Consider the following 23,412-nt stretch of genomic DNA (forward strand, 5'->3'; position numbering starts at 1 on the left):
TTATTATAGCCATGTCCCGGGGGAGGGCAAGAAAGGCTTATGCTGGACGGCGGCTATCGACCGGGCAGCTGTAGTCGGCAGGCTTGAGGATCAGCATGTCGCAGGCGAGGCGATCCACCACGTGTTCGGCTGTGTTACCAAGCAGGGCGGCGGAGAGCCCGGTGCGACCGACGCACCCCATGATCATCAGGGTGGCCTGCAGCTCGCCGGCGAGATCGGGCAGCACCTCTTCGGGCAGGCCTTCCGCCACCCGGGTCCAGAGATGGCCGATGCCGTATTTGTCGGCGTGGCTCAGCAGCAGGCTCTCGTGGTGTTTGCGAATGGCGTCGTTGTAGGCGTTGGGGTCAAACTCCGGCAGCTCGATAGCCACGTTGACCGGGGTGCCCGGATAGGTGTTGACCAGATAGAGGTTGGAGCCGAGCAGCTCGGCGATGGCGATCCCCTCTTCGGTGATCCGCTCGTTGAGCAGTTTCTGATCCTGATCGTCGCTGGAGCAATTGATGGCGGCGATGATGTTGCCGCCCCGCTGCCAATGCCCCTCTTTCACCAGCAGCACGGGGCAGGGGCACTTGCGCAGCAGATGCCAATCGGTGGGGGTGAAGATGAAGGTTTGCAGGAAGGAGTGGTGGTGGGTGGCCTTGACCACCAGATCGTGGCGCTGCTCCAGCACTTCCTGAATGATGCATTCGAAGGGACGGTTGTGCCAGACCACCTTGATCTCGCAGTCCAGCCCACGGGCACGGTAGGGTTTGAGTATGTCGTCGAGCCACTCACGGCGCTGGGAAATGACCCCGTGGCGCATCTCTTCTCGCTCGTCCACCGACAGCATGGCGGTCATTTCATACGAGAAGTCGTAAATGGTGAGTAACAGGGTCAGCTGCGCCCCTTCGTCCAGCTCGGCGACCTTGACCGCACGTTCGAGGGCGATTTGCCGCTCTTCTTCCGGGTTGATGACCACCAGGATTTTTCGGTACTTGACCATGTTCTCCTCCTCCTTGGCAAAAATACCAATGATGGCAGACCTTTAGCCATTACAGCTTAGCTCAGGAGGAGAAGGGGGGACGTGTGCCGGATCAAATTTCGGGGTAAACCGATCCGGCACCAGAGAGAGGAGGCTTAGCCGCAGGGGGGGCGGGTCGCACCGGCCATGACGCCGAGGGCGACGTGATCCAGCACGGTAATGTACTTGCCCTTGACGCTGATGAGGCCTGACTTCTGGAAACGGCCCAGCAGACGGCTGATGGTTTCGACGGTGAGGCCGAGGTAGTTGCCGATGTCGCCGCGGGTCATGGAGAGGCGGAACTCCTTGGCGGAGAAACCACGCTCGGAGAAGCGCACCGACAGGTTGTGCAGGAAGGCGGCAAGGCGCTCTTCGGCATTCTTCTTGGAGAGCAGCAGGATCATCTCCTGGTCGCCCATGATCTCGTTGCTCATCAGCCGCATGATCTGCTGGCGCAGCTTGGGCATCTTGCCGGAAAGATCGTCGAGCACGTCGAACGGGATCTCGCACACCATGGCGGTTTCCAGTGCCTGGGCGAAGGAGGGGTGCGTCTGCTTGTGGATGGCGTCAAAGCCGACCAGATCGCCAGCCAGGTGGAAGGCGGTGATCTGCTCGTCACCCTGTTCGGTGATGGTGTATGACTTGATGGTCCCGGAACGGATGGCATAGAGCGATTTGAGCTCGTCGCCGGCCTTGAACAACTCTTCACCCTTCTGGATCGGCTTCTTGCGCTCGATGATGCTGTCCAGCTGATCGAGCTCGTTGTCGTTCAGAGTGAAGGGAATGCAGAGCTGGCTGATGCTGCAATCCTGGCAATGAATTGCACAGCCACCGCTCTGAATACGTCTGCCAGGTTTCTTTTCCGGGATCATAGGCTCATACGAATAATTGATTTATATCAAACAAGTTTACCATCAACTCATCCGTTTTGGATAGGGTTTCAAAAGGATGCAATCCCGATCCAGAGAGTATGCAGACCGTATGCGATGAGCAGCAGGGCCCCGCCAAGGCGCAAACTGCGCAGGGTCAGCCAGTAGCGCAGTCGATCCGCCAGCCCCCCCAGCGCAAACAGGGTCGGCAGGGTGCCGAGGCCGAAAAAGAGCATGATCAGCGCGCCGCCAGCGGCCGATCCCGCCGCTGCGCTCCAGGTCAGCATGGAGTAGACCAGCCCGCAGGGGAGCCAGCCCCACACCATGCCAAACGGCAGTGCCTGCCAGGCCGAGGTGAAGGGGATGAACCTGCCCGCCAGTGGCTTGAGGTGGGGCCACAATCTGGCGCCCATGCGCTCGAGCAGCAACACCCCCTGCCACCAGCCGGCGAGATAGAGCCCGAGGGCAATCATCAGGAAGGCCGCCACCAGCCGCAGGCCGGCGATGGCGTGCTTGCCCGCACCGAGCTCGCTGGTGGTGGCGAGCAAGCCCCCGACCAGGGCGCCGGCGATCACATAGCTCAGGATCCGGCCGAGGTTGTAGTTGAGCAGGTAACCGAGCCGGCCCCAGAAGTGCTGCTTCTCGGCAGGAATGGCCATGGAGAGGGCGGCGGAGACGCCGCCGCACATGCCGATGCAGTGGCCGGCGCCGGCCAGTCCCACCAGCAGGGCGCCCAACAGATCAAGGGTGGCCGTCATCTTTGTGCTCGTGCTCGGCGTGTTTGGGGGCGGGTTGCTCTTCATCGAACAGGATGTTGGAGCCCTGGCGGTCGAGATCTTCAAACTGCTCGGAGCGAATGGCCCAGAAGAAGACGGCGCCGGCGATGATGACGAAGAGGATGGCGATGGGGATGAGGACGAAGATGATGTTCATGCAGCAAACCTTGCAATAAGAGGGGTCATGGTACACCCGTTGGTGGCCGCAGGCCCGTCGATTTGATGGTGAAGGGAGCAAGGCTCGCTCCCTTCACCCTGTCTGTCCCTGTGGTCACGGCTCAGCGGTTGAGCCGCATGGAGTTGGTGACCACGATGAGGGAGCTCAGCGACATGCCCGCCGCCGCCACATAGGGGGGCAGCCAGCCGCTCGCCGCCAGCGGCAGCACCAGCAGGTTGTAGCCGATGGACCAGGCGAAGTTCTCCTTGATGATCTTGCGGGTGCGCAGCGCCAGGGCGCGGGCATCCAGCAGGCGGGAGAGATCGTCGGCCAGCAAAATGGCGTCGGCGCTGTTCTTGGCAAGATCGGTGCCGCCGGCCATGGCGAAGGAGGCGTGGGCGCCGGCCAGCACAGGGGCGTCGTTGATGCCATCACCTACCATGATGCTGATGTCGCCGTGGGCTTCGTGCTCCTTGAGGTAGGCCAGCTTGCCATCCGGGGTGACCCCCTTGACCAGCTCGTCGACCCCCAGCTCGCGGGCCACCTCGTCGGCCTGGGCCGAGCTGTCGCCGGTGAGGATGGTGGTCTTGAGGCCGGCCGCCTTGAAGGCCTGGATCAGCGCCTTTGCATCGGGGCGCAGGGTGTCGGTCAGCAGGAAACGGGCGAGCGCCCGACCCTCGTCGGCCAGATAGATGACCAGCCCGTCCGCTTGCTTTTCGTGGGCATCGCTGATGCCGAGCCAGCGGGCACTGCCGAGTCGATAGTGACAACCCTCGATCACCCCTTCGATACCGTGTCCGATGACGGGGGTCACCTTGCTGGCCGCCAGCAGCACGGCGTCGTCTGCGGCGTTGCTGCGAAAGGCGCGAGCGATGGGGTGTTCGGAATAGGCCTCCAGGGCGCGGGCGATGGCAAGGCAGCGCGCCTCGTCGAGATTGCCCAGGGCCTCCGTGCTGGTCAGGCTGATGTTGCCCGTGGTCAGGGTGCCGGTCTTGTCCATCACGATGCGGTTGGCCCGGGTCAGCACGTCCAGCACGTGGCCGCGGCGCAGCAGTATGCCGGCACGGGTCAGGCGGGCAGTGGCCGAGGTGAGCGCGGTGGGAGTGGCCAGCGACAGGGCGCAGGGGCAGGTCGCCACCAGCACCGCCAAAGTGACCCAGAAGGCCTGCTCCGGCTGATGGAAGTGCCAGAAGGTCCATACCCCGGCGGCGATGAACAGCAGCACCAGAATGAAGTGGCGGGAGAGCACGTCCGCCATCTGGGCGATGGCCGGTTTGTCGTCCAGCGCATGATCCTGCAGCCGCATGATCTGGGCCAGGCGCGACTCTTCGATACGATGACTGACCCGGATCTCCAATGGGGCGTCGGTGTTGATGGTGCCGGCGTAGACGGCATCTCCCGCCTGCTTGAGCAGTGGCAGCTGTTCGCCGGTCAGCATGGATTCGTTGAGACTGGCCTGCCCAAGCAGTATGATGCCGTCCGCCGGTAGGGTGGCCCCCGCCAGCACTCGCACCCGATCGCCAACCTGCAGCGTCTTGGCCGCCACCTCGTGTTCGCCATCCTCATCGAGCCGGGTGGCCATGATGGGCACCAGCCGCGCCAGGTTGGAGCTCGACTCGGATGCCTTGCGTCTGGCCCGCAGCTCGAGGAAGCGCCCCAGCAGCAGGAAGAAGACGAACATGGTGATGGAGTCGTAATAGACCTCACCGGTATTGAACACGGTGGCCCACATGGAGGCGACGAAGGCACCGATCAGCGCCAGCGACACCGACACGTCCATGGAGAGGTGCCCCTGCCTGAGGCTGCGCCAGGCGCCCACGTAGAAGGGCTGGGCCGAGTAGATCATGATGGGGGTGGAGAGCAGCAGACTTATCCACTTGAAGTAGACCATGAACTCCTCTTCGACACTGATGAAGAGGTCCATGTAGAGCGCCACCGCGCACATCATCACCTGCATGGAGCCGAGCCCCGCCAGTGCCAGCCGGAACATGTAGCTGCGCACCTCTTTGGCGTAGAGCGCTTCCTGCTGGTGAGTCTGGAAGGGGTAGGCGCGATAGCCAATTTTGGCAAAGCCCTTGAGTATGTCGCTCAACGAGAGCCGGTCAGGGTCCCACTTGATGCGGGCTCTGTGGGTGGTGGTGTTGACGTTGATGTAGTGCAGCCCGGCAAGGTTGCCCAGATGGCGTTCGATGAGCCAGGCACAGGCGGCGCAGGTCAGCCCTTCCACCGTCAGCTGGATCTCGCGCACCTTGTGGCTGCCGGTGGCGCTGTCGGTGACAAAGTCCTGCTGCACTTCGGCCAGATCGTAGTGGGTGAGGGCGGCGAGCTCCTCGGGCACCAGCTCGCCCTTGGTGCCGGGGGCGGTGCGGTGCTCGTAGTAGCTGGCCAGGCCGCATTCGAGAATGGTTTCCGCCACCGCCTGACAACCGGGGCAGCACATGGGTTGGACTATGCCCTTTATCTCGAGGGCATAGCGGCTGCCAGCGGGGACCGGCTCACCACAGTGAAAGCAGCCGCTCATGACAGCTGGCCGCAGGCTACCCGGCCTGTCGGCAGAAACAGTGAAGCGCCGGTTGCTGCCGGCGTGTCATGGTAAACAGGACGGCTCATGACTCAGCGCCCTTTGGGATCGAGTTCGACGGGGGCCTTGGTGGGGAGCTGGACTGTCTCTTGCAAGCGCCATTCGTGGTTGAAGGCATCCACCCGCACGTGCCACTTGCCGGTGAGGGCCTTGTCGAGCAGCAGGCGATAGACGCCGTTGCCGTCGGCGGTCACCATGTGCTCGCTGTCCATGCCGGCGAGGGTGGGGTGAAACAGGGAGAGGTAGAGCGCCTGGCCGGCCGGGATATCCCCTGACAGCGGTTTGAGGGTCAGCTCGTTGCCGTTGACCTCCAGCGCGATGTGGATGTTGAGGGCTTCGGCGCGATCAAACTTGCTGAGATCCTGATTAATCTCTTTGCCTTGCTTGTAATAGTCTTCGGCCACCAGATTGACGCCATCCTTGCTGGCGATGATCGCCGTGCTGATGCTGCCGATCACGGCGGCGGTCGGGAGGGCGATGATGAACCAGGGCCAGAATTGGCGATACCAGGGTTGGGACATAGTGCTACTACCGTGAAACCAGTGGTTAACGAAACAGAGGAATTTCAGTCAACACAAGATAACAAAAAGCCTCGAAGAGTCGAGGCTTTTTGCTGAGTAATCACGTGTTTATCACATGTTACTGCTTATTTTGCTGGTCGTTGTGGGACAAGCTGTAAACGTAGGAGGCGAGCAGGTGCACCTTGTCTTCACCCAGAATATCCTTCCAGGCCGGCATCACGCCGTGACGACCGTGGGTGATGGTCTGCTCGACCACCTGACGGGAACCGCCGTAGAGCCAGGTGTTGTTGGTGAGATCCGGTGCCCCGAAGGCGATGCCGCCCTTGGCGTCCGGACCGTGACAGGCGGCGCAGATGGTGAAGCGTGCTTCACCCTTCTTGGCTTCCACCATGTCCACCTTGCGACCGGAGAGGCTCAGCACGTAGGAGGCCACTTCGCGGACTCCGTCCTTGCCGAGGATCTCGCCCCAGGCGGCCATCACGCCCTGACGACCGCCCATGATGGTGGTCTTGATCTGGTCGGGCGCGCCGCCCCACTGCCATTCGCTGTCGGTCAGGTTCGGGAAACCGCGACCGCCGCGGGCATCGGAGCCGTGGCACTGGGAGCAGTTCTGCAGGAACAGACGCTGACCCACCTTGCGGGCTTCCGGATCGGCGGCGATCTCCTCGATGGCGCGATAGGTCTTGCCATCGGCCTGATAGGCCAGCTCACGGAACTTGGCGCCGTAGATCTCGTCAGCCTTGACGAGCTCGCGATCGTATTCCACCGCACGGCCTTCAGCCTTGGCGGAGGCTGCCGCTGCCTTAGACTCGGCCAGCGAGCGTACGTCCTGGTTGGAGCTCTGCCAGCCCAGCACGCCCTTGAAGTTGCCAAGGCCCGGGAAGGCGATCAGATAGACCAGACCGGTGACGATGAAGAAGAGGAACATGTAGGTCCACCACTTCGGCAGCGGGTTGTTGATCTCTTCGATACCGTCGAAGGCGTGTCCCATGGACTTGCCTTCTTCCACGCCCATCTTGTCGCGCAGGCACCATACCAGCAGCAAGAAGCAGCCGAGGATGGTCCCCAGACTGATGACGGTCACAAAAATGCTAAACAAAGTGCTCATTATTGTTTCGCTCCTGCGTTCTTGTTATCAGCACTGGGTTGCTCGTCGTCGGCAAATACCAGATTGGCCGCCTCGTCGAAGGAGGTCTTGCGGCGTTTGCTGTAGGCCCAGACGATGATGCCGATCATGATGGCCATCAACAGCAGGGTATACAGGCCGCGAAAAGTGCCGTAATCCATATCCTGACTCCTTTATTTCAGGGCATGACCCAGTGATTGCAGATAGGCTACCAGCGCATCCAGCTCGGTCTTGCCTTTCACGGCCTCGCCGGCACCCTGAATGTCGGCATCCGTGTAGGGTACGCCGAAGTGATCGCGGAACAGGGCCAGCTTCTTGCCGGTCAGCTCACCGGTCAACACGTTGGTGTCGAGCCAGGGGAAGGCGGGCATGTTGGACTCGGGCACCACGTCGCGCGGGTTGATCAGGTGGGCACGGTGCCAGTCGTCGGAATAACGACCGCCAACCCGGGCCAGATCCGGACCGGTACGCTTGGAGCCCCACAGGAAGGGGTGCTCCCACACGCTCTCACCGGCGACCGAGTAGTGGCCGTAACGCTCGGTTTCGGCGCGGAACGGACGGATCATCTGGCTGTGGCAGACGGTGCAGCCTTCGCGGATGAAGATGTCGCGCCCTTCCATCTGCAGGGCGGTGTAGGGCTTGAGGCCCTCGACCGGCTCAGTGGTCTGCTTCTGGAAGAACAGCGGGGTGATTTCCACCAGGCCCCCCAGGCTGATGGCAAAAATGATGCCGACCACCAGCATGGGAACGCTCTTTTCAAAGATCTCGTGACGGTTATTGTTGCTCATGCTTTGACCTCTTCAATCATGCTGGCTGTGCGACAGGTTCCAGGGAACCTTTGGGCGCAGTGATGGTGCGATAGGCGTTGTAGGCCATCAGCAACATGCCGGTGACAAAGAAGCAGCCACCCAGGAAGCGCACGAAGTAGAAGGGATAAGAGGCCTGCAGCGCTTCTACGAAGCTGTAGGTCAGGGTGCCGTCGTCGTTGACCGCACGCCACATCAGACCCTGCATCACCCCGGAAATCCACATGGCGACGATGTAGAGCACGGTACCCACGGTTGCCAGCCAGAAGTGGACGTTGATGAGCTTGATGCTGTACATGCGGCCCTGGCCGAACAGGTTCGGGATCAGGTGATACACGGCACCGATAGAGACCATGGCAACCCAGCCCAGCGCGCCGGAGTGGACGTGACCGATTGTCCAGTCGGTGTAGTGGGAGAGGGCGTTGACGGTCTTGATCGCCATCATGGGGCCTTCGAAGGTGGACATGCCGTAGAACGACAGGGACACGATCAGGAAGCGCAGGATGGGGTCGTAACGCAGTTTGTGCCAGGCACCGGAGAGGGTCATGATGCCGTTGATCATGCCGCCCCAGGAGGGGACGAACAGGATCAGCGACATCACCATGCCGAGGGACTGTGCCCAGTCAGGCAGGGCGGTATAGTGCAGGTGGTGCGGACCGGCCCAGATGTAGAGGGAGATCAGCGCCCAGAAGTGAACGATGGAGAGACGGTAGGAGTAGACCGGACGACCCGCCTGTTTCGGTACGAAGTAGTACATCATGCCGAGGAAGCCGGCAGTCAGCAGGAAGCCTACCGCGTTGTGGCCATACCACCACTGCACCATGGCATCCATGGCGCCGGAGTACATGGAGTAGGACTTCATGCCCGAGAGCGGCACTTCCATGTTGTTGACGATGTGCAGCACGGCCACCGTGATGATGAAGGCACCGAAGAACCAGTTCGCCACATAGATGTGGGAGGTGGTGCGCTTGACCAGGGTGCCGAAGAAGACCACGGCATAGGCGACCCAGACGATGGTGATGGCGATATCAATCGGCCATTCCAGCTCTGCGTACTCCTTGGAGGTGGTGTATCCCAGCGGCAGCGAAATGGCGGCAGAAAGGATGATGGCCTGCCAGCCCCAGAACACGAAGGTCGCCAGCGGGCCACCAAACAGTCGGGTTTGACAGGTGCGTTGTACCACATAGAAGGAGGTCGCCATCAGGGCGCTACAGCCAAATGCGAAGATGACCGCGTTGGTGTGCAGAGGGCGAAGGCGACTGTAAGTCAGCCAGGGAGTATCAAAGTTGAGGGCAGGCCAGATCAACTGGGCTGCAATCAGTACGCCAACCGACATGCCGACAATTCCCCAGACAATCGTCATGACGGTGAACTGGCGAACAACGGTGTAGTTGTACTCAGGATGGTTAGTTGTATGGCTCATCGTTGTATTCCGCTTCCGATGCTGCTGTTGTTTGATTTTGTGTCCAGTGAGGTGGACCGACTTCATTGGCTACTGCCTTTTCTCTTGTTAACAACTGTTAATAAAAGGAAAAGCAAAAAGTAGCTAAATGAAAATTCAATGGGAATGATACTGAACTGACAGGTAAAATAACAGTATAAACAGTGATATATTTGGCTCCGTTGGGTCTCGCCTGTTCAATTATTTACCTTGCGCGAGATCACGAAAATGTCATTTTTCAGACATCTTACAAGGTTGTTTTTTCATGAAAGAGAGACTCACTTCACGCAAAATTATCCATTTGGCGATCGTGTTGACTATTTTGCTCGGTTTGGTTGCCTATCGAACCTGGTTCGATGGCGCGCAGACGGCGATGGCAAGCTCGGAAAAAGATCAGATTTGTGATCTGTCCCACAGCTCATGCCCTCTGCAGGCGGGGAATAAGCCGCTGACCGCCCGCATCGCCTCGCTGCCGGTACAGGCCGAACGTGACTTCGTGATACAGCTTCAGGGCGGCGATCCGGCCGTCACGCCGGTGAAGGCGTGGCTGGAGGGGCGGGACATGTTCATGGGGACCATTCCGGTCACTTTTGAGGCCACAGCCCAGGGCTGGCAAGGGACGACCCTGGTGGGATCCTGCACCTCGCCGATGATGGTCTGGCTGCTCAATATCGAGTGGAGCAATGGCCAGCGCCAGCAACTGGCGCTCTCCGTCGCCCGCTGAGGGCCTCTTCCTGAGGTGCAAAAGGAGGGGGCAAGGTGAAAATTGATTTGAATTTTTCAGGCAGGGCGTTACCTTGCACTGATTGTCAGGGAGTGAAGTTCATTTAATCATGATTGAAAAACAAGCATTTTATCGCACGCTCAACCAGCAGGCTCAGGCATTGCTGGAGGGAGAGCCGGATCTCATCGCCAACCTGGCCAACCTGTCCGCCCTGCTCAATCAGGAGCTGGCCGACATCAACTGGGTCGGCTTTTACCTGTTGCAGGGGGAGACCCTGGTGCTCGGCCCGTTCCAGGGCAAGCCGGCCTGCGTACGCATTCCGGTCGGGCGCGGGGTATGCGGCACGGCGGTGGCCGAGGGCAAGACCCAGCTCATCGACGACGTGCACCAGTTTGAGGGGCATATCGCCTGCGACGGTGCCAGCAATGCCGAAATCGTGATCCCGCTGCGCCGGCGTGGCGAGATCATTGGCGTACTGGATATCGATAGTCCAATCTTTAACCGCTTTGACGAGCAGGACCGGATTGGCCTCGAAGAAACGGTGCAAATTTTGGAAAGCATGCTCTAAGTCATTGCTTGATGGTTCGCAAAAGGCCCCAAGCTCTCTATAATGGGGCCTTTGTTGTGCTCGGGCGTGCCCGCGCGTTTATATGAAAGCCAAGGTTATACATGGAAAACACTGAGAAGCTGAAGAACAGTAAAGAGATCGTTGCCTACCTGGTCGAGAAATTCCCGGCCTGCTTCATCGCTGAAGGAGAGGCCAAGCCGCTCAAGATTGGCATCTTCCAGGATTTGGCCGAGCGTCTTGCTGACGACGCCAGAGTCTCCAAGACCATGCTGCGCTCCGCTCTGCGTCAATACACCTCCAGCTGGCGTTACCTGCATGGCCTCAAGGCCGGCCAGGCCCGTGTCGATCTGGACGGCAACCCGGGCGAGCTGCTCACCGAAGAGCACATCGAGCACGCCAAGCAAGCCCTGAAGGAGAGCAAAGAGCGTGTCTTTGCCAGCCGTCGTACCAACAATAAAGAAGAGAAGGCCAAGCAGCCGCGTCGTCCTGCCCCGCGCAAGGCCGATGCCGCCGCCAAGTCCAGCAAGCCGAAAGCCGCTCCCAAGGCTGCTCCGGTTGCTGACGAGGCCCCGCTGGTCAAGGTGGATGCCGCTACCCTGAAAGTAGAGCAGGGTGTGCGCGTGGTGCTGGGCAAGTCGCCGGTACCGGCCACCATCAAGGAAGTGACCAAGGATGACGTTCAGGTTCAATTGCAGACCGGCATGATGCTGCGGGTCAAATTCGAGCACCTGGTTCTCTAAGGAGACAAATGTTGAAGCATGGCGTAATTCGTTTTTCCCTCGTTGCCTGTAGCCTGGCGCTTGCCGGGCTTGCACAGGCCATCGAGCCGGTGCTCAAGGAAAGTGATTTGCCTGTGTTGGCTCAGGAGAGCCAACATGCTACGGCTAGCAAGCGAATTGCCAATCTGTTTACCCGCTCGCATTACAAGCAGTTCAAGCTGGACGATGCCTTTTCCTCCGTGATCTTTGACAAGTATCTGGAGAATCTGGATTACAGCCGCAACCTGTTTCTGGCCTCTGACATCAGCCGTTTTGAAAAGTACCGTACCGGCTTTGACACCGACCTCGAAAGAGGGCGGCTGGCACCGGCCTACGAGATGTTCAACCTGAGTCAGCAGCGGCGTTATGAGCGGTTCGAATACGCCCTCAAACTGCTCGATACTCCTTTCGATTTTACCCAGCCCGACAACTACGTGTTTGATCGGGAAGGGGCGGCCTGGCCGAAAGACGAGGCCGAACTCAACGAGTTGTGGCGCCAGCGGGTCAAGTTCGATGCCCTGAGCCTCAAGCTCAGCGGCAAGGAGTGGCCCGAGATCAAGGAGCTGCTCGGCAAGCGTTACAACAACGCCATCAAGCGGATGTCCCAGACCGAGAGCGAGGATGTATTCCAGCTCTTCATGAACTCCTTCGCTCGCGCCATCGAGCCGCACACCAGCTATCTGTCTCCGCGCAGCGCCGATCGTTTCAACACCGAGATGAACCTCTCGCTGGAGGGGATTGGGGCCGTGCTGCAGGCCGAAGATGACTTCACCGTCATTCGCTCCCTGGTGCCCGGCGGCCCTGCTGCCAAGTCCAACCACCTGAAACCGGACGACAAGATCGTCGGGGTAGGGCAGGACGACGGCAAGATTGTCGACGTGATCGGCTGGCGTCTCGATGACGTGGTCGAGCTCATCAAGGGGCCCAAGGGCAGCAAGGTGAAGCTGGAGATCCAGCGCGGCAAGGGCGCCAGCGCCAAGACCGAGCAGATCGAGCTGGTACGTGACAAGGTGCGTCTGGAAGACAGGGCCGCCAAGTCCAAGGTGATCACCGCCGAGGGCAAGAAGATCGGCGTGCTCGAGATCCCGAGCTTCTACGTCAACCTGCACGACGACGTGATCAAGGAGCTCTCCAGCCTCAACAAGCAGAAGATCGAGGGTCTGATCGTCGATCTGCGCGGCAACGGCGGCGGTGCGCTGACCGAGGCCTCTGCCCTGAGCGGCTTGTTCTTCGCGAGCGGCCCAGTGGTGCAGATCCGGGATCACATGGGCCGCATCACCGTCAACGGTGATGACGACGGCAACGTCTACTACGGCGGCCCCATGTCGGTGATGATCGACCGCTACAGCGCCTCGGCCTCCGAGATCTTCGCTGCCGCCATGCAGGATTACGGCCGTGCCCTGATCCTCGGCGAGAACTCGTTCGGCAAGGGCACGGTGCAACAGCATCGCAGCCTCGCCAAGGTCTATGACTTCTACGAGCAGCCGCTGGGTCACGTGCAGTACACCATCGCCAAGTTCTACCGGATCAACGGTGGCAGCACCCAGAACAAGGGCGTCGCCCCGGACATCAGCTTCCCGACTGCGGTGGCGCCGGAAGAGACGGGCGAGAGCCGTGAGTTCAACGCCTTGCCGTGGGACAAGATTGCATCGGCCAAGTACGACAAGCTCGGCAACTTCGCCAGCCTGCTGCCCAAGCTGCAGTCTGCCCACGAGGCACGGATCAACAAGGATCCGGAGTTTGCCTACGTGATGCAGGACATTGCCGACTACAAGGAGGAGAAAGACAAGAAGTCGGTCTCCCTCAACGAGGCGGAGCGTCTGGCGGATCAGGCCAAGCAGGACGAGAAGGCTCTCAAGCGCGCCAACGAACGCCTGACTCGCCTGGGCAAGCCGACGGTGAAGAGCCTGGACGATCTGCCTGCCGATTTTGAGGCACCCGACGAGTATCTGGTCGAGGCTGCCAACATCACGGCGGATCTGGCCAAGCTCAGCAAACGCGGCTGAACAGGGACAGCCAATTAATCAACAAGGGCGACTTCGGTCGCCCTTTCCTTTGCCTGAATGCAAACTATTTGACCCTGCCAACCGGTTATGACAGCCTCTGACACGTCAATAACAAGCGTGGAAGCAAACAATAATGACCGATCACTCCCAGGCCATGACGGCCAAATATCGCCAGGATTACCAGGCTCCGCTCTACTGGTGCGACAGCATCGACCTCGATTTTCAGCTGCAGGAGCCGCAGACCCGGGTCACCGCCATCTCGCGGCTGCGTCGCAACGGCGACCACAAGGAGCCGCTGGTGCTGGATGGCGAAGGGCTGGTCCTGCACGCCATCAGCGTGGACGGGGTTGCCTTTACCCAGTACGAGCAGGGTGAGAGCAGCCTGACCCTGTTCAACCTGCCGGCAGAGTGCGTGCTGACCATAGTCACCGACATCAACCCGGCCGCCAACACCGCGCTGGAAGGGCTCTACAAATCCGGCGATGCCTACTGCACCCAGTGCGAGGCGGAAGGGTTCCGACGCATCACCTATTACATGGACAGGCCCGACATCCTGGCCCGCTACAGCACCCGCATCACCGCCGACAAGGCCAAGTATCCTTTCCTGCTCTCCAACGGCAACAAGGTCGACAGCGGCGATCTGGGTGACGGCCGCCACTTCGTGCAGTGGCAGGATCCCTTCCCCAAACCGAGTTACCTGTTTGCGCTGGTGGCCGGGGACTTCGACGTGGAGCGCAGCCACTACACCACCAAGAGTGGCCGCCAGGTTGCCCTCGAGATCTTCGTCGACAAGGGCAACCTGGACAGAGCCGGTTTCGCCATGGAGAGCCTCATCAACTCCATGCGCTGGGACGAGCAGCGCTTCGGCCTCGAGTACGACCTCGACATCTACATGATCGTGGCGGTGGACTTCTTCAACATGGGCGCCATGGAGAACAAGGGGCTCAACATCTTCAACTCCAAGTTCGTGCTGGCCAACCCGGCTACCGCCACTGACAGTGACTACCACGGCATTGAGCGGGTGATCGGCCACGAATACTTCCACAACTGGACCGGCAACCGCGTCACTTGCCGCGACTGGTTCCAGCTCAGCCTGAAAGAGGGGCTGACGGTGTTCCGGGATCAGGAGTTCTCCTCCGATCTGGGCTCGCGTGGGGTCAACCGCATCAACAACGTGCGCACCGTGCGCGGCCCGCAGTTTGCCGAAGATGCCGGCCCCATGGCCCACCCCATCCGCCCGGATGTGGTGATCGAGATGAACAACTTCTACACCCTGACCGTTTACGAGAAGGGCTCGGAAGTGATCCGCATGCTGCACACCCTGCTGGGTGAGGATGCCTTCCAGGCGGGCATGCGCCTCTATTTCGAGCGCTTTGACGGTCAGGCGGTCACCTGTGATGACTTCGTGCAGGCGATGGAAGATGCCTCCGGTGTGGATCTCGGCCGCTTCCGCCGCTGGTACAGCCAGTCCGGCACTCCCGAGCTCACCGTGACCGACGAGTACGATGGCGACAGCGGCGTCTATCGCCTGCACGTGAGCCAGCACACCCCGCCGACCCAGGATCAGCCGCAGAAACTGCCGCTGCATATCCCCCTCGACATCGAACTCTATGACGAGCAGGGGGCCATCATCCCGCTGCAGTACCAGGGCAAGGCCATCGGCAACGTGCTCGACGTGTTGGAAGCGGAGCAGACCTTCGTGTTCGACAAGGTATCGGTCAAGCCGGTGCCCTCCCTGCTGCGGGACTTCTCGGCGCCGGTCAAACTGCATTTTGACTACAGCGACGAGGCATTGGCCTTCCTGATGCGCCATGCCCGCAACGAGTTTGCTCGCTGGGATGCGGCGCAGATGCTGATCAACAAGGCGGTCATCGACGGCGTGGCCCGGACTCAGCAAGGGCAGGGGGTTGATGTCTCCCGGACCCTGCTGGCGGCCTTTGTCGCCATCCTCGACGACGAGGAGCTCGACCCCGCCCTCAAGGCGGAGATCCTGGCGCTGCCGGGCGAGGCGACCCTGGCCGAGCTGTTCGAGGTGGCCGACATCGATGCCATCCATCAGGTGCGCAACGAGATCCAGACCTCGCTGGCCCAGGCCTTCGGAGCCCGTCTGGTGGCCTGCTACGTGAGTCTGCGCCTGCCGGCTTATCAGGTGGTGCACGCCGACATGGCCAAGCGGGCGCTCAAGGGGGTCGTGCTGGGCTATCTGGCGGCCCTCGATGCCGGCAGCGCCGATCTGCTGGTGCGCCAGCAATATGCGGCTGCCGACAACATGACCGACACCCTGGCGGCGCTGCAGGTGGCCAACAGCCATCTGCTGCCGTGCCGCGCCGAGCTCTTGGCCGATTTCGAAGGCAAGTGGGCCAAGGACGGACTGGTGCTGGACAACTGGCTGCGGCTGGTGGGTGCCAAGCCGGCGGAAGACGTGCTGGAAGAGGTGAAGCAGGCGATGGCGCATCCCACCTTCAGCATTCGCAACCCGAACCGGCTGCGGGCGCTGGTGGGCAGCTTTGCCATGAACAACCAGGTGCAGTTCCATGCGCGCGATGGTCGCGGCTACCGCTTCCTGACCGATCTGCTGATCGAGCTCAACGAGGTCAATCCGCAGGTGGCCTCCCGCCTCATCACTCCGCTCATCCAGTTCAAGCGGCTCGATGAGGGGCGCAAGGCTCTGATCCGCACCGAGCTGACCCGTCTGGCCAACCTCGAGGGGCTGGCGCGGGATCTGTTCGAGAAGGTGAGCAAGGCGCTGCAGCAGTAAGCACGAGCGGGCGGGGGAGTCATCTCCCGCCCTTTTACCGTGAGTCTTCAACCACGACCAGAGGAGTCATCGTGAAGCAGTTTACCTTTCGCCTTTCACTTAGCCATGACGAGGTCATGCTGATGTACCAGGGCCATGCCAAACGGCTGGTGGTGCGCAGCGAGCAGGGGCTGACCCTGGAACTGGGCATAGAAAAAATACGGCCCTTCGTCGCCATCAGCGGGGTACATGGCTACTTTCGCCTCAAAACCCAGGACGATTATCGCTTTATCAGCCTCGAACGCATAAATTAACAAAACTCGAACATATTTCCGCGTAATTCACTGCTTTCAGTCACTATCTATCCGGTAAATCCGTAACCATCCAGTGGGATTTTCTGTTTTTTGCCAGAACGGCAAAATTTTTCACAGCTTAAGGCGTGATCTGCCCCTTGTTTTTAACAACTCATTATCACCTTTGCTCGCCTTCCTTGATCCAAGACATTACACTTCGCAGCAACTCTGTACCGGTGGGCATCCAGGGTGGATGTCTCTGTGTCGGTGGTTAATGTCGTCCGATAAGGAATATAGAAATGGCATTGAAAGACGCCCCTACCTCAGTTCTGCTCGAAAACGTTCTCAGCCTGATCCATCAGAAGTTGCCCAAGAAGAGTGCCTCCCTGGTCGAGTGCTTCGTCGCCAAGTTCTACGGCAACATGGCGAGCACCGATCTGCACGATCGCAATGACAGCGATCTCTATGGCGCCGCGCTCAGCCTGTGGAATGCGCTCAACCAGCGCACCAGCACAGAGCCCTATATCCGGGTCTACAATCCCGAGCTGACCCGCCACGGCTGGCAGTCTCCCCATACCATCGTCGAAATCATTCTGCAGGACTCCCCCTTCCTGGTGGATTCCATCCGCATGGCGCTCAAGCGCCGGGGCATCACGGCGCACATGATGCTGCACCAGCCGCTGCACCTCATTCGCGGCAGTGAAGGCAAGATCAGCGCCATTCTGGATCTGGACAACACGGCCGAACAGACCTCCGTCGAGACCGCCTTCCTCATCGAAATCGATCACCTCACCAGTGAGGAGCAGATGGAAGGGCTGACCGCCGAGCTCAACTCCGTCGCCGGTGAAGTGGCCCTGGCGGTAGGTGACTGGCAGCCCATGCTGGCACGCCTGAACGAGATCATCGACGAGCTGCCCAAACGCAAACACCCGGTCAGCAAGGCCGAGGTAGACTCCTGCGTCGCCTTCCTCAAATGGGTGGCCGCTCACAACTTCACCCTGATGGGCTATCGTCGCTACGACGTCAAGGCGGTGGAGGGGGATCACGAGATCCTGCCGCAGCCGGATTCGAGCCTGGGTCTGATGAAAAACTCCATCAAGGATGAGGGGCAGCGCCTGGGCACCATGCCGGCCAGTGCCCGTCACGCGGCCCTGAGCTCCTCCCTGCTGATCCTCACCAAGTCCAACAGCAAATCACGGGTGCATCGCCCGGCCTATGTGGACTACATCGGCATCAAGCGCTTCGACGAGCACGGCAAAGTGATCGGCGAAGATCGCTTCATCGGTCTGTATGCCTCCTCCATCTACAACACCAGCGCGACCCAGATCCCGCTCATCAGCCACCGCCTCGAGCGCATCATGGCCGCCTCCGGTCACGAGAAGGGTTCCCATGCCTACAAGGCGCTGCTGAACGTACTGGAAACCTACCCGCGCGATGAGCTGATCCAGGCTCGCGAAGAGGAGCTGCTGGCCACCGGTCTCGGGGTGCTGGAGATGCAGGAGCGCGACATGCTGCGCCTGTTCGTGCGCCGCGACGTCTACGGCCGCTTTTTCTCCTGCATGGTCTATGTCACCAAGGAGCGCTACAACACGGCGCTGCGGGTCAAGACCCAGCAGATCCTGCAGAAGTATTTCGGCAGCAGCGAAGAGGTGGAGTTCAACGTCTACTTCACCGAGGGCGTGCTGGCACGGACCCACTACATAGTGCGGGTCAACAACAACAACGTGGATGTGGATGTGAACGAAGTACAGAACAACCTGATTGAAGCGGCCCGCAGCTGGGATGACCGTCTGGACTCCGTGCTGCTCTCTCACTACGGTGAAGCCCGTGGCAACGAACTGCGCCGCCGTTTCAGCACCGCCTTCCCCCGCGCCTACAAGGAAGACGTGCTGCCGGGCTCCGCCGTGGCCGACATCATGGAGCTGGACAACCTGAGCGAGGCCAATCCGCTCGGCATGCTGTTCTACCGTGCCCAGGAGGAGGAGAACGATCGCCGGGTACGCCTCAAGCTGTTCCACCGTACCGAACCCATCCACCTCTCCGATGTGCTGCCCATGCTGGAAAACATGGGGCTGCGGGTCATCGGTGAGACCCCGTATCAGGTGCGCACCCCGGCGGGCGACATCTTCTGGATCCTCGACTTCTCCATGCTACTGCATGGGGAGCAGCCGTTCGATCTGGAGCAGAGCCAGCAGCGCTTCCAGCAAGCCTTCGCGGCCATCTGGAACAAGCAACTGGAAGATGACGGCTTCAACCGACTGGTGCTGGGCGCCGGCCTCACCGGTCGTCAGGTCTCGGTGCTGCGCGCCTATGCCAAATACATGCGTCAGACCGGCGTCTCCTTCAGCCAGTCCTATATCGAAGAGACCCTGACCCGCTACCCGGATATCGCCCAGCTGCTGTTCACCCTGTTCGAACAGCGCCTGGATCCGGCCGGCAAGCAGGACGCCAAGGTACAGGCCAAGCTGCACGAGCAGCTCGCCGCCAAGCTCGATCAGGTTGCCAACCTGGACGACGATCGCATCATCCGCCGCTATGTGGAGATGATCGACGCCACCCTGCGCACCAACTACTACCAGCTGGACAAGGCGGGCAACATCAAGCCCTACGTCTCCTTCAAGCTGGCCCCCTCCAGCATCACCGACATGCCGCTGCCGCTGCCGAAGTTCGAGATCTTCGTTTACTCGCCGCGGGTGGAAGGGGTGCACCTGCGTTGGGGCAAGGTGGCCCGTGGCGGTCTGCGCTGGTCCGATCGCAAGGAGGACTTCCGTACCGAAGTGCTGGGTCTGGTAAAAGCCCAGCAGGTGAAGAACACCGTCATCGTGCCGGTGGGAGCCAAGGGCGGCTTCTACTGCAAGCAGATGCCGGCGGGGGCGCCCCGTGCCGTGATCCAGGAAGAGGGAAAGGCCTGCTATCGCCTGTTCATCCGCGGCCTGCTGGACGTGACCGACAACATCATCGGTGGCGAGGTGATCCCGCCCAAATCCGTGGTGCGTCACGACGAGGATGACTACTACCTGGTGGTGGCCGCCGACAAGGGCACCGCGACCTTCTCCGACATCGCCAACGAGATAAGCCTCGAATACGGTCACTGGCTGGGCGACGCCTTTGCCTCCGGCGGTTCGGTCGGCTATGACCACAAGAAGATGGGCATCACCGCCCGTGGCGCCTGGGAGTCGGTCAAGCGCCACTTCCGTGAGATTGGCGTCAACTGCCAGACTACCGACTTCACCTGCGTGGGGATTGGCGACATGGCCGGCGACGTGTTTGGCAACGGCATGCTGCTCTCCGAGCACACCCAGCTGGTGGGTGCCTTCAACCACATGCACATCTTCGTCGATCCGACCCCCAATGCAGCCAAGAGCTTCGTCGAGCGCAAGCGCCTGTTCGAGCTGCCAGGCTCAAGCTGGGATGACTACAACCGGGAACTGATCTCGGCAGGGGGCGGCATCTTCCTGCGCTCGGCCAAGTCCATCAAGCTGAGCCCCGAAATGCAGACCCTGCTCGGCACCGACAAAGCCAGCATGGCCCCGAACGAGCTGATCAAGGCGCTGCTCTGCCTGAACGTCGATCTGCTGTGGAACGGCGGCATCGGTACCTATGTGAAGAGTGCCCGCGAGAGCGATGCCGAAGTGGGCGATCGCAGCAACGATGTGCTGCGGGTCAACGGCCGCGATCTGCGGGCCCGCATCGTGGGCGAGGGTGGCAACCTGGGCTTCACCCAGCTCGGCCGGGTGGAGTACGCCAGCCAGGGTGGTCGCATCAACACCGACTTCACCGACAACGTGGGCGGGGTGGATTGCTCCGACAACGAGGTGAACATCAAGATCCTGCTGAACCAGCTGGTGGCAGCAGGGGACCTGACTCTCAAGCAGCGCAACCAGATGCTCTACGAGATGACCGACGACGTGGCGCAGATTGTCATCACCAACGCCTATCGCCAGTCCCAGTCCATCTCGGTGACCAGTTTCCGCGGCGCCGAGCAGCTCAAGGAGCAGCAGCGCTTCATCCAGGGGCTGGAGCGCGAAGGCAAGCTGGACCGCGGCCTCGAGTTCCTCCCCTCCGACGAAGAGCTCTCCGAGCGGATGGCGGCAGGGCAGGGGCTGACCCGACCCGAGCTGGCGGTGCTGGTGGCCTACGGCAAGATGGTGCTCAAAGAGCAGCTCAATTGCCCGGAAGTGACCGACGAGCCCTTCCTCGCCAACATGTTGGTGACCAGCTTCCCGGCCAAACTGCAGCAGCAGTTCGGGGCGGCGTTGGCCCAGCATCCGCTGCGCGGCGAGATCATCGCGACCCGGGTGGCCAACATGCTGGTCAACGACATGGGGCTCAACTTCGCCAGCCGGATGAAGGACGAGACCGGTGCTTCGGTGGCGGAAGTGGCCTGCTGCTTCGCCATGGCGCGCGAGGTATTTGGCCTCAACCAGCTGTGGCGCGACATCGAAGGGTGTGACAACCTGGTGGACGCCCAGACCCAGCTCGAACTGATGTTCTACAGCCGTCGCATCGTGCGCCGTGCCACCCGCTGGTTCCTGCGCGCCCGCAACCGCAGCTGGAGCATCAGCGAGAACATCGCCTTCTTCCGTCCGGCCTTCGAGACGCTGGGTCAGCACCTCTACGAGGTGATGGACGAGAGTGAAGTGGCCGAGCACCAGCAGGCGGTCGCCGCCCTGGTGGCCAAGCAGGTGCCACAAGCCATCGCCCGTCAGGTGGCCCACATGAGCAGCCTCTTCTCCAGCCTGGATCTGGCGCAGATTGCCGCGGAGCACAAGACCGACATCCTGCGCGCCGCCAACGTCTACTATCGCCTCGGCGCCAAGCTGGATCTGCACTGGTTCCTCGACCAGATCAATCATCAACCGGTGGGCAACCACTGGCAGGCGATGGCGCGGGCTTCCTTCCGCGAAGATCTGGACTGGCAGCAACGCAGTCTCACTTCCGTGGTACTGGAAGGGTGCAAAGATCAGGGAGAATGCGCTACCATACTGGCCGACTGGATTTCGGAGCATGAGCAACTCTTGTCCCGTTGGACCCACATGTTGGCCGACTTCAAGACCACCAGCACTCACGAGTTCGCCAAGTTCTCGGTGGCCTTGCGGGAGTTGAACCTGCTCCAGTTGAATTGCCGAACCTCGGCATAACCCCAAAAGCCCCGGCCAGTTGCCGGGGCTTTTTTTAAGGAGCAAACATGCTGTACCCTCTCGCCAGGCATTTCCTGTTCAAGCTCAATCCGGAACAGGCGCACGATCTCTCCATCAAATATTTGCCCCGCCTTCTCGGTACACCGCTCGATTGTTTCTTCCGCCACTCCCTGCCCAAACGCCCCGTCACCGTCATGGGGCTTTCTTTTGCCAATCCGGTGGGTCTGGCGGCCGGGCTCGACAAGGACGGTGAGTGCATCGATGCCTTCGGGGCCATGGGATTCGGTTTTATCGAGGTCGGTACTGTCACCCCCAGACCCCAGAGCGGCAATGACAAACCCCGTCTGTTCCGGGTCATTCCGGCCGAGGGGATCATCAACCGGATGGGCTTCAACAACAAAGGGGTCGACCACCTGGTCGCTCAGGTCAAGCAGGCCAAATATCAGGGGGTGATCGGCATCAATATCGGCAAGAACAAGGACACCCCCATCGAGCAGGGCAAGGATGATTATCTGAACTGCATGGACAAGGTGTATGACCACGCCGGTTATATTGCCGTCAATATCTCTTCCCCCAATACCCCTGGGCTGCGTTCGCTGCAATATGGCGAGGCACTGGATGAACTGTTGGCCGCCCTCAAGGTTCGTCAGCAGGAGCTGGCCGCACAATATAAGAAATACGTGCCGCTGGCCGTTAAAATAGCCCCGGACTTGACCCCGGATGAAATTAATCAAGTCGCCGCATCCTTGATAAAAAATGGCATCGATGGCGTGATTGCCACCAATACTACCCTCGAGCGCGACATGATTTATGACATGCCTCATGCCGGTGAAGCGGGGGGACTCAGCGGTCGTCCTCTGCAGCACAAGAGTACCGAGGTGATCCGCCAGCTGGCCAAGGCGCTGGATGGTGCGCTGCCCATTATCGGGGTCGGCGGCATCGACAGCGCCATGGCGGCCCGCGAGAAGCTGGCAGCGGGTGCCAGTCTGGTCCAGATTTATAGTGGTTTTATTTATAAAGGCCCGGATCTGGTCAAAGAGATTGTGACCCATATATAAGAAATAAATCGGTGCCCTTTATTTAAAGTTGCTGAAATTCTCGACATGGAATAAAGTCGAGTAACGACTTCCAGTAAGGGCACCTCCATGTGTATCCAACCCAATGACAATTGGCAGTGGCATTATGATGCTCATGACGATCGTCTGATGCTGGATTTATCCGATCGCATGATATTTGCCACCGAATATAAAGGGCGGCAATTGGTGCCTAGCTCCTTCACCACCCAGCCGTTTTGTGTGGATGATGCCGCGCTCTATTATCAACTGATGGACAGGGTGGCAGAACTGGAGTGGAGCGTGCCCCATCAGGTGCAGCTGGTCCTCAATGCCATCGCCGTCAGCCGCTTTTACAAACCCTTGATGCCACAAAGCTGGTTCTTTGGCGAAACCCATCCGGTTATCACTCCGGAAACCGGTGCACTGGTGTGCATGGGGACGCCTCATGGCAAGGGGGAGTTTCTGGTGATTGAAGCCGGCGATCAGGCCAGCGTCTGTTTGAACCTGACCGACGATCTGATATTGACCACCAGCAAGACACTGCCCCGGTTTGGCGTCATCAAGGTGATGAACAATCGCATGAGCCCAAGACCCGCGGCTCAGGCGCAATATCGCCAAGTCGGTTGATCGTTAACTTGGCGAGGTGCACTGGTTTTTTACCCTGTAATGGCTCGCTATCACGTATCTCCCTTGTTAATCCTGCCTCATCCTGACCAGCCCCATTATTCTCTTCGCGTTATCTGCTCATATGAAAAAATGCCCTCACGTCAATTCGAGGCGAGGGCGACAAACACACACTACAGGAGGAATAAGCTGTTGTATCAACAACACGGGACTATTCTAAAACCTGTAG

Annotated in this window: 19 protein-coding genes; 9 read left to right on the forward strand and 10 right to left on the reverse strand. The window is 60.3% G+C overall.

Features of this window, described 5'->3' with window-relative positions:
• Positions 1 to 37 precede the first annotated feature (37 nt).
• The 10 genes from uspE to ccoN all read right to left on the reverse strand — a co-directional run bounded on the left by uspE (position 38) and on the right by ccoN (position 9,259).
• Positions 38 to 982 carry a universal stress protein UspE gene (gene uspE / locus I6L38_RS07900; RefSeq protein ID WP_017764530.1) on the reverse strand — a complete coding sequence of 315 codons (945 nt, stop codon included), beginning with the start codon at positions 980 to 982 and terminating at the stop codon, positions 38 to 40.
• Positions 983 to 1,116: 134 nt separating this feature from the next.
• On the reverse strand, positions 1,117 to 1,872 hold the full coding sequence (locus tag I6L38_RS07905) for an FNR family transcription factor (protein WP_024941811.1): 756 nt from the start codon (positions 1,870 to 1,872) through the stop codon (positions 1,117 to 1,119).
• A 68-nt stretch (positions 1,873 to 1,940) separates the two neighbouring features.
• Positions 1,941 to 2,627 (reverse strand): sulfite exporter TauE/SafE family protein, encoded by a 687-nt coding sequence (locus I6L38_RS07910; protein ID WP_024941810.1) that lies wholly within the window; start codon positions 2,625 to 2,627, stop codon positions 1,941 to 1,943.
• The gene (gene ccoS, locus I6L38_RS07915) at positions 2,611 to 2,802 is read right to left on the reverse strand and encodes a cbb3-type cytochrome oxidase assembly protein CcoS (protein WP_005300771.1); all 192 of its coding nucleotides are present in this window, start codon (positions 2,800 to 2,802) and stop codon (positions 2,611 to 2,613) included. The genes I6L38_RS07910 and ccoS overlap by 17 nt, the downstream gene beginning before the upstream one ends.
• A gap of 121 nt (positions 2,803 to 2,923) precedes the next feature.
• The gene (locus tag I6L38_RS07920; protein ID WP_216989374.1) at positions 2,924 to 5,323 is read right to left on the reverse strand and encodes a heavy metal translocating P-type ATPase; all 2,400 of its coding nucleotides are present in this window, start codon (positions 5,321 to 5,323) and stop codon (positions 2,924 to 2,926) included.
• A gap of 92 nt (positions 5,324 to 5,415) precedes the next feature.
• Entirely contained in the window at positions 5,416 to 5,904 is a 489-nt protein-coding gene (locus I6L38_RS07925; RefSeq protein ID WP_005300775.1) for a FixH family protein, read from the reverse strand.
• 118 nt (positions 5,905 to 6,022) lie between these two features.
• The gene (gene ccoP / locus I6L38_RS07930) at positions 6,023 to 7,012 is read right to left on the reverse strand and encodes a cytochrome-c oxidase, cbb3-type subunit III (protein WP_005300777.1); all 990 of its coding nucleotides are present in this window, start codon (positions 7,010 to 7,012) and stop codon (positions 6,023 to 6,025) included.
• On the reverse strand, positions 7,012 to 7,191 hold the full coding sequence (locus I6L38_RS07935) for a CcoQ/FixQ family Cbb3-type cytochrome c oxidase assembly chaperone (protein ID WP_005300779.1): 180 nt from the start codon (positions 7,189 to 7,191) through the stop codon (positions 7,012 to 7,014). The genes ccoP and I6L38_RS07935 overlap by 1 nt, the downstream gene beginning before the upstream one ends.
• 12 nt (positions 7,192 to 7,203) lie before the next feature.
• A complete protein-coding gene (ccoO, locus tag I6L38_RS07940; RefSeq protein WP_005300783.1) occupies positions 7,204 to 7,818 on the reverse strand; it encodes a cytochrome-c oxidase, cbb3-type subunit II in 615 nt (204 codons plus the stop codon).
• A gap of 16 nt (positions 7,819 to 7,834) precedes the next feature.
• Positions 7,835 to 9,259: a cytochrome-c oxidase, cbb3-type subunit I gene (gene ccoN / locus I6L38_RS07945; RefSeq protein ID WP_005300785.1), complete on the reverse strand. Its 1,425-nt coding sequence runs from the start codon at positions 9,257 to 9,259 to the stop codon at positions 7,835 to 7,837.
• 283 nt (positions 9,260 to 9,542) lie between these two features.
• Between ccoN and I6L38_RS07950 the strand changes: the two genes are divergently transcribed.
• From I6L38_RS07950 to I6L38_RS07990, 9 genes are all read left to right on the forward strand, one after another.
• Positions 9,543 to 10,001, forward strand: a complete 459-nt coding sequence (locus I6L38_RS07950) for a hypothetical protein (protein ID WP_010634019.1) — start codon at positions 9,543 to 9,545, stop codon at positions 9,999 to 10,001.
• A gap of 109 nt (positions 10,002 to 10,110) precedes the next feature.
• Positions 10,111 to 10,569: a GAF domain-containing protein gene (locus I6L38_RS07955; RefSeq protein ID WP_017764526.1), complete on the forward strand. Its 459-nt coding sequence runs from the start codon at positions 10,111 to 10,113 to the stop codon at positions 10,567 to 10,569.
• 101 nt (positions 10,570 to 10,670) lie between these two features.
• Complete coding sequence (gene proQ, locus I6L38_RS07960) at positions 10,671 to 11,309, forward strand: RNA chaperone ProQ (RefSeq protein WP_005300795.1); 639 nt, start codon at positions 10,671 to 10,673, stop codon at positions 11,307 to 11,309.
• 8 nt (positions 11,310 to 11,317) lie between these two features.
• Positions 11,318 to 13,333, forward strand: coding sequence for a carboxy terminal-processing peptidase (prc, locus tag I6L38_RS07965; protein WP_216989375.1), 2,016 nt, complete (start codon positions 11,318 to 11,320; stop codon positions 13,331 to 13,333).
• Positions 13,334 to 13,466: 133 nt separating this feature from the next.
• Complete coding sequence (pepN, locus tag I6L38_RS07970; protein WP_216989376.1) at positions 13,467 to 16,091, forward strand: aminopeptidase N; 2,625 nt, start codon at positions 13,467 to 13,469, stop codon at positions 16,089 to 16,091.
• Between the two features lie 71 nt (positions 16,092 to 16,162).
• A complete protein-coding gene (locus I6L38_RS07975; RefSeq protein WP_005300804.1) occupies positions 16,163 to 16,384 on the forward strand; it encodes a DUF2835 domain-containing protein in 222 nt (73 codons plus the stop codon).
• 278 nt (positions 16,385 to 16,662) lie between these two features.
• On the forward strand, positions 16,663 to 21,504 hold the full coding sequence (locus I6L38_RS07980; RefSeq protein ID WP_216989377.1) for an NAD-glutamate dehydrogenase: 4,842 nt from the start codon (positions 16,663 to 16,665) through the stop codon (positions 21,502 to 21,504).
• Between the two features lie 47 nt (positions 21,505 to 21,551).
• Positions 21,552 to 22,562, forward strand: a complete 1,011-nt coding sequence (pyrD, locus tag I6L38_RS07985) for a quinone-dependent dihydroorotate dehydrogenase (protein WP_216989378.1) — start codon at positions 21,552 to 21,554, stop codon at positions 22,560 to 22,562.
• A gap of 87 nt (positions 22,563 to 22,649) precedes the next feature.
• Positions 22,650 to 23,186: a cell division protein ZapC gene (locus tag I6L38_RS07990; RefSeq protein ID WP_010634013.1), complete on the forward strand. Its 537-nt coding sequence runs from the start codon at positions 22,650 to 22,652 to the stop codon at positions 23,184 to 23,186.
• The last annotated feature ends 226 nt before the right edge of the window (positions 23,187 to 23,412 follow it).

Source organism: Aeromonas sp. FDAARGOS 1408, from assembly GCF_019048665.1.
GTDB lineage: Bacteria > Pseudomonadota > Gammaproteobacteria > Enterobacterales > Aeromonadaceae > Aeromonas > Aeromonas dhakensis.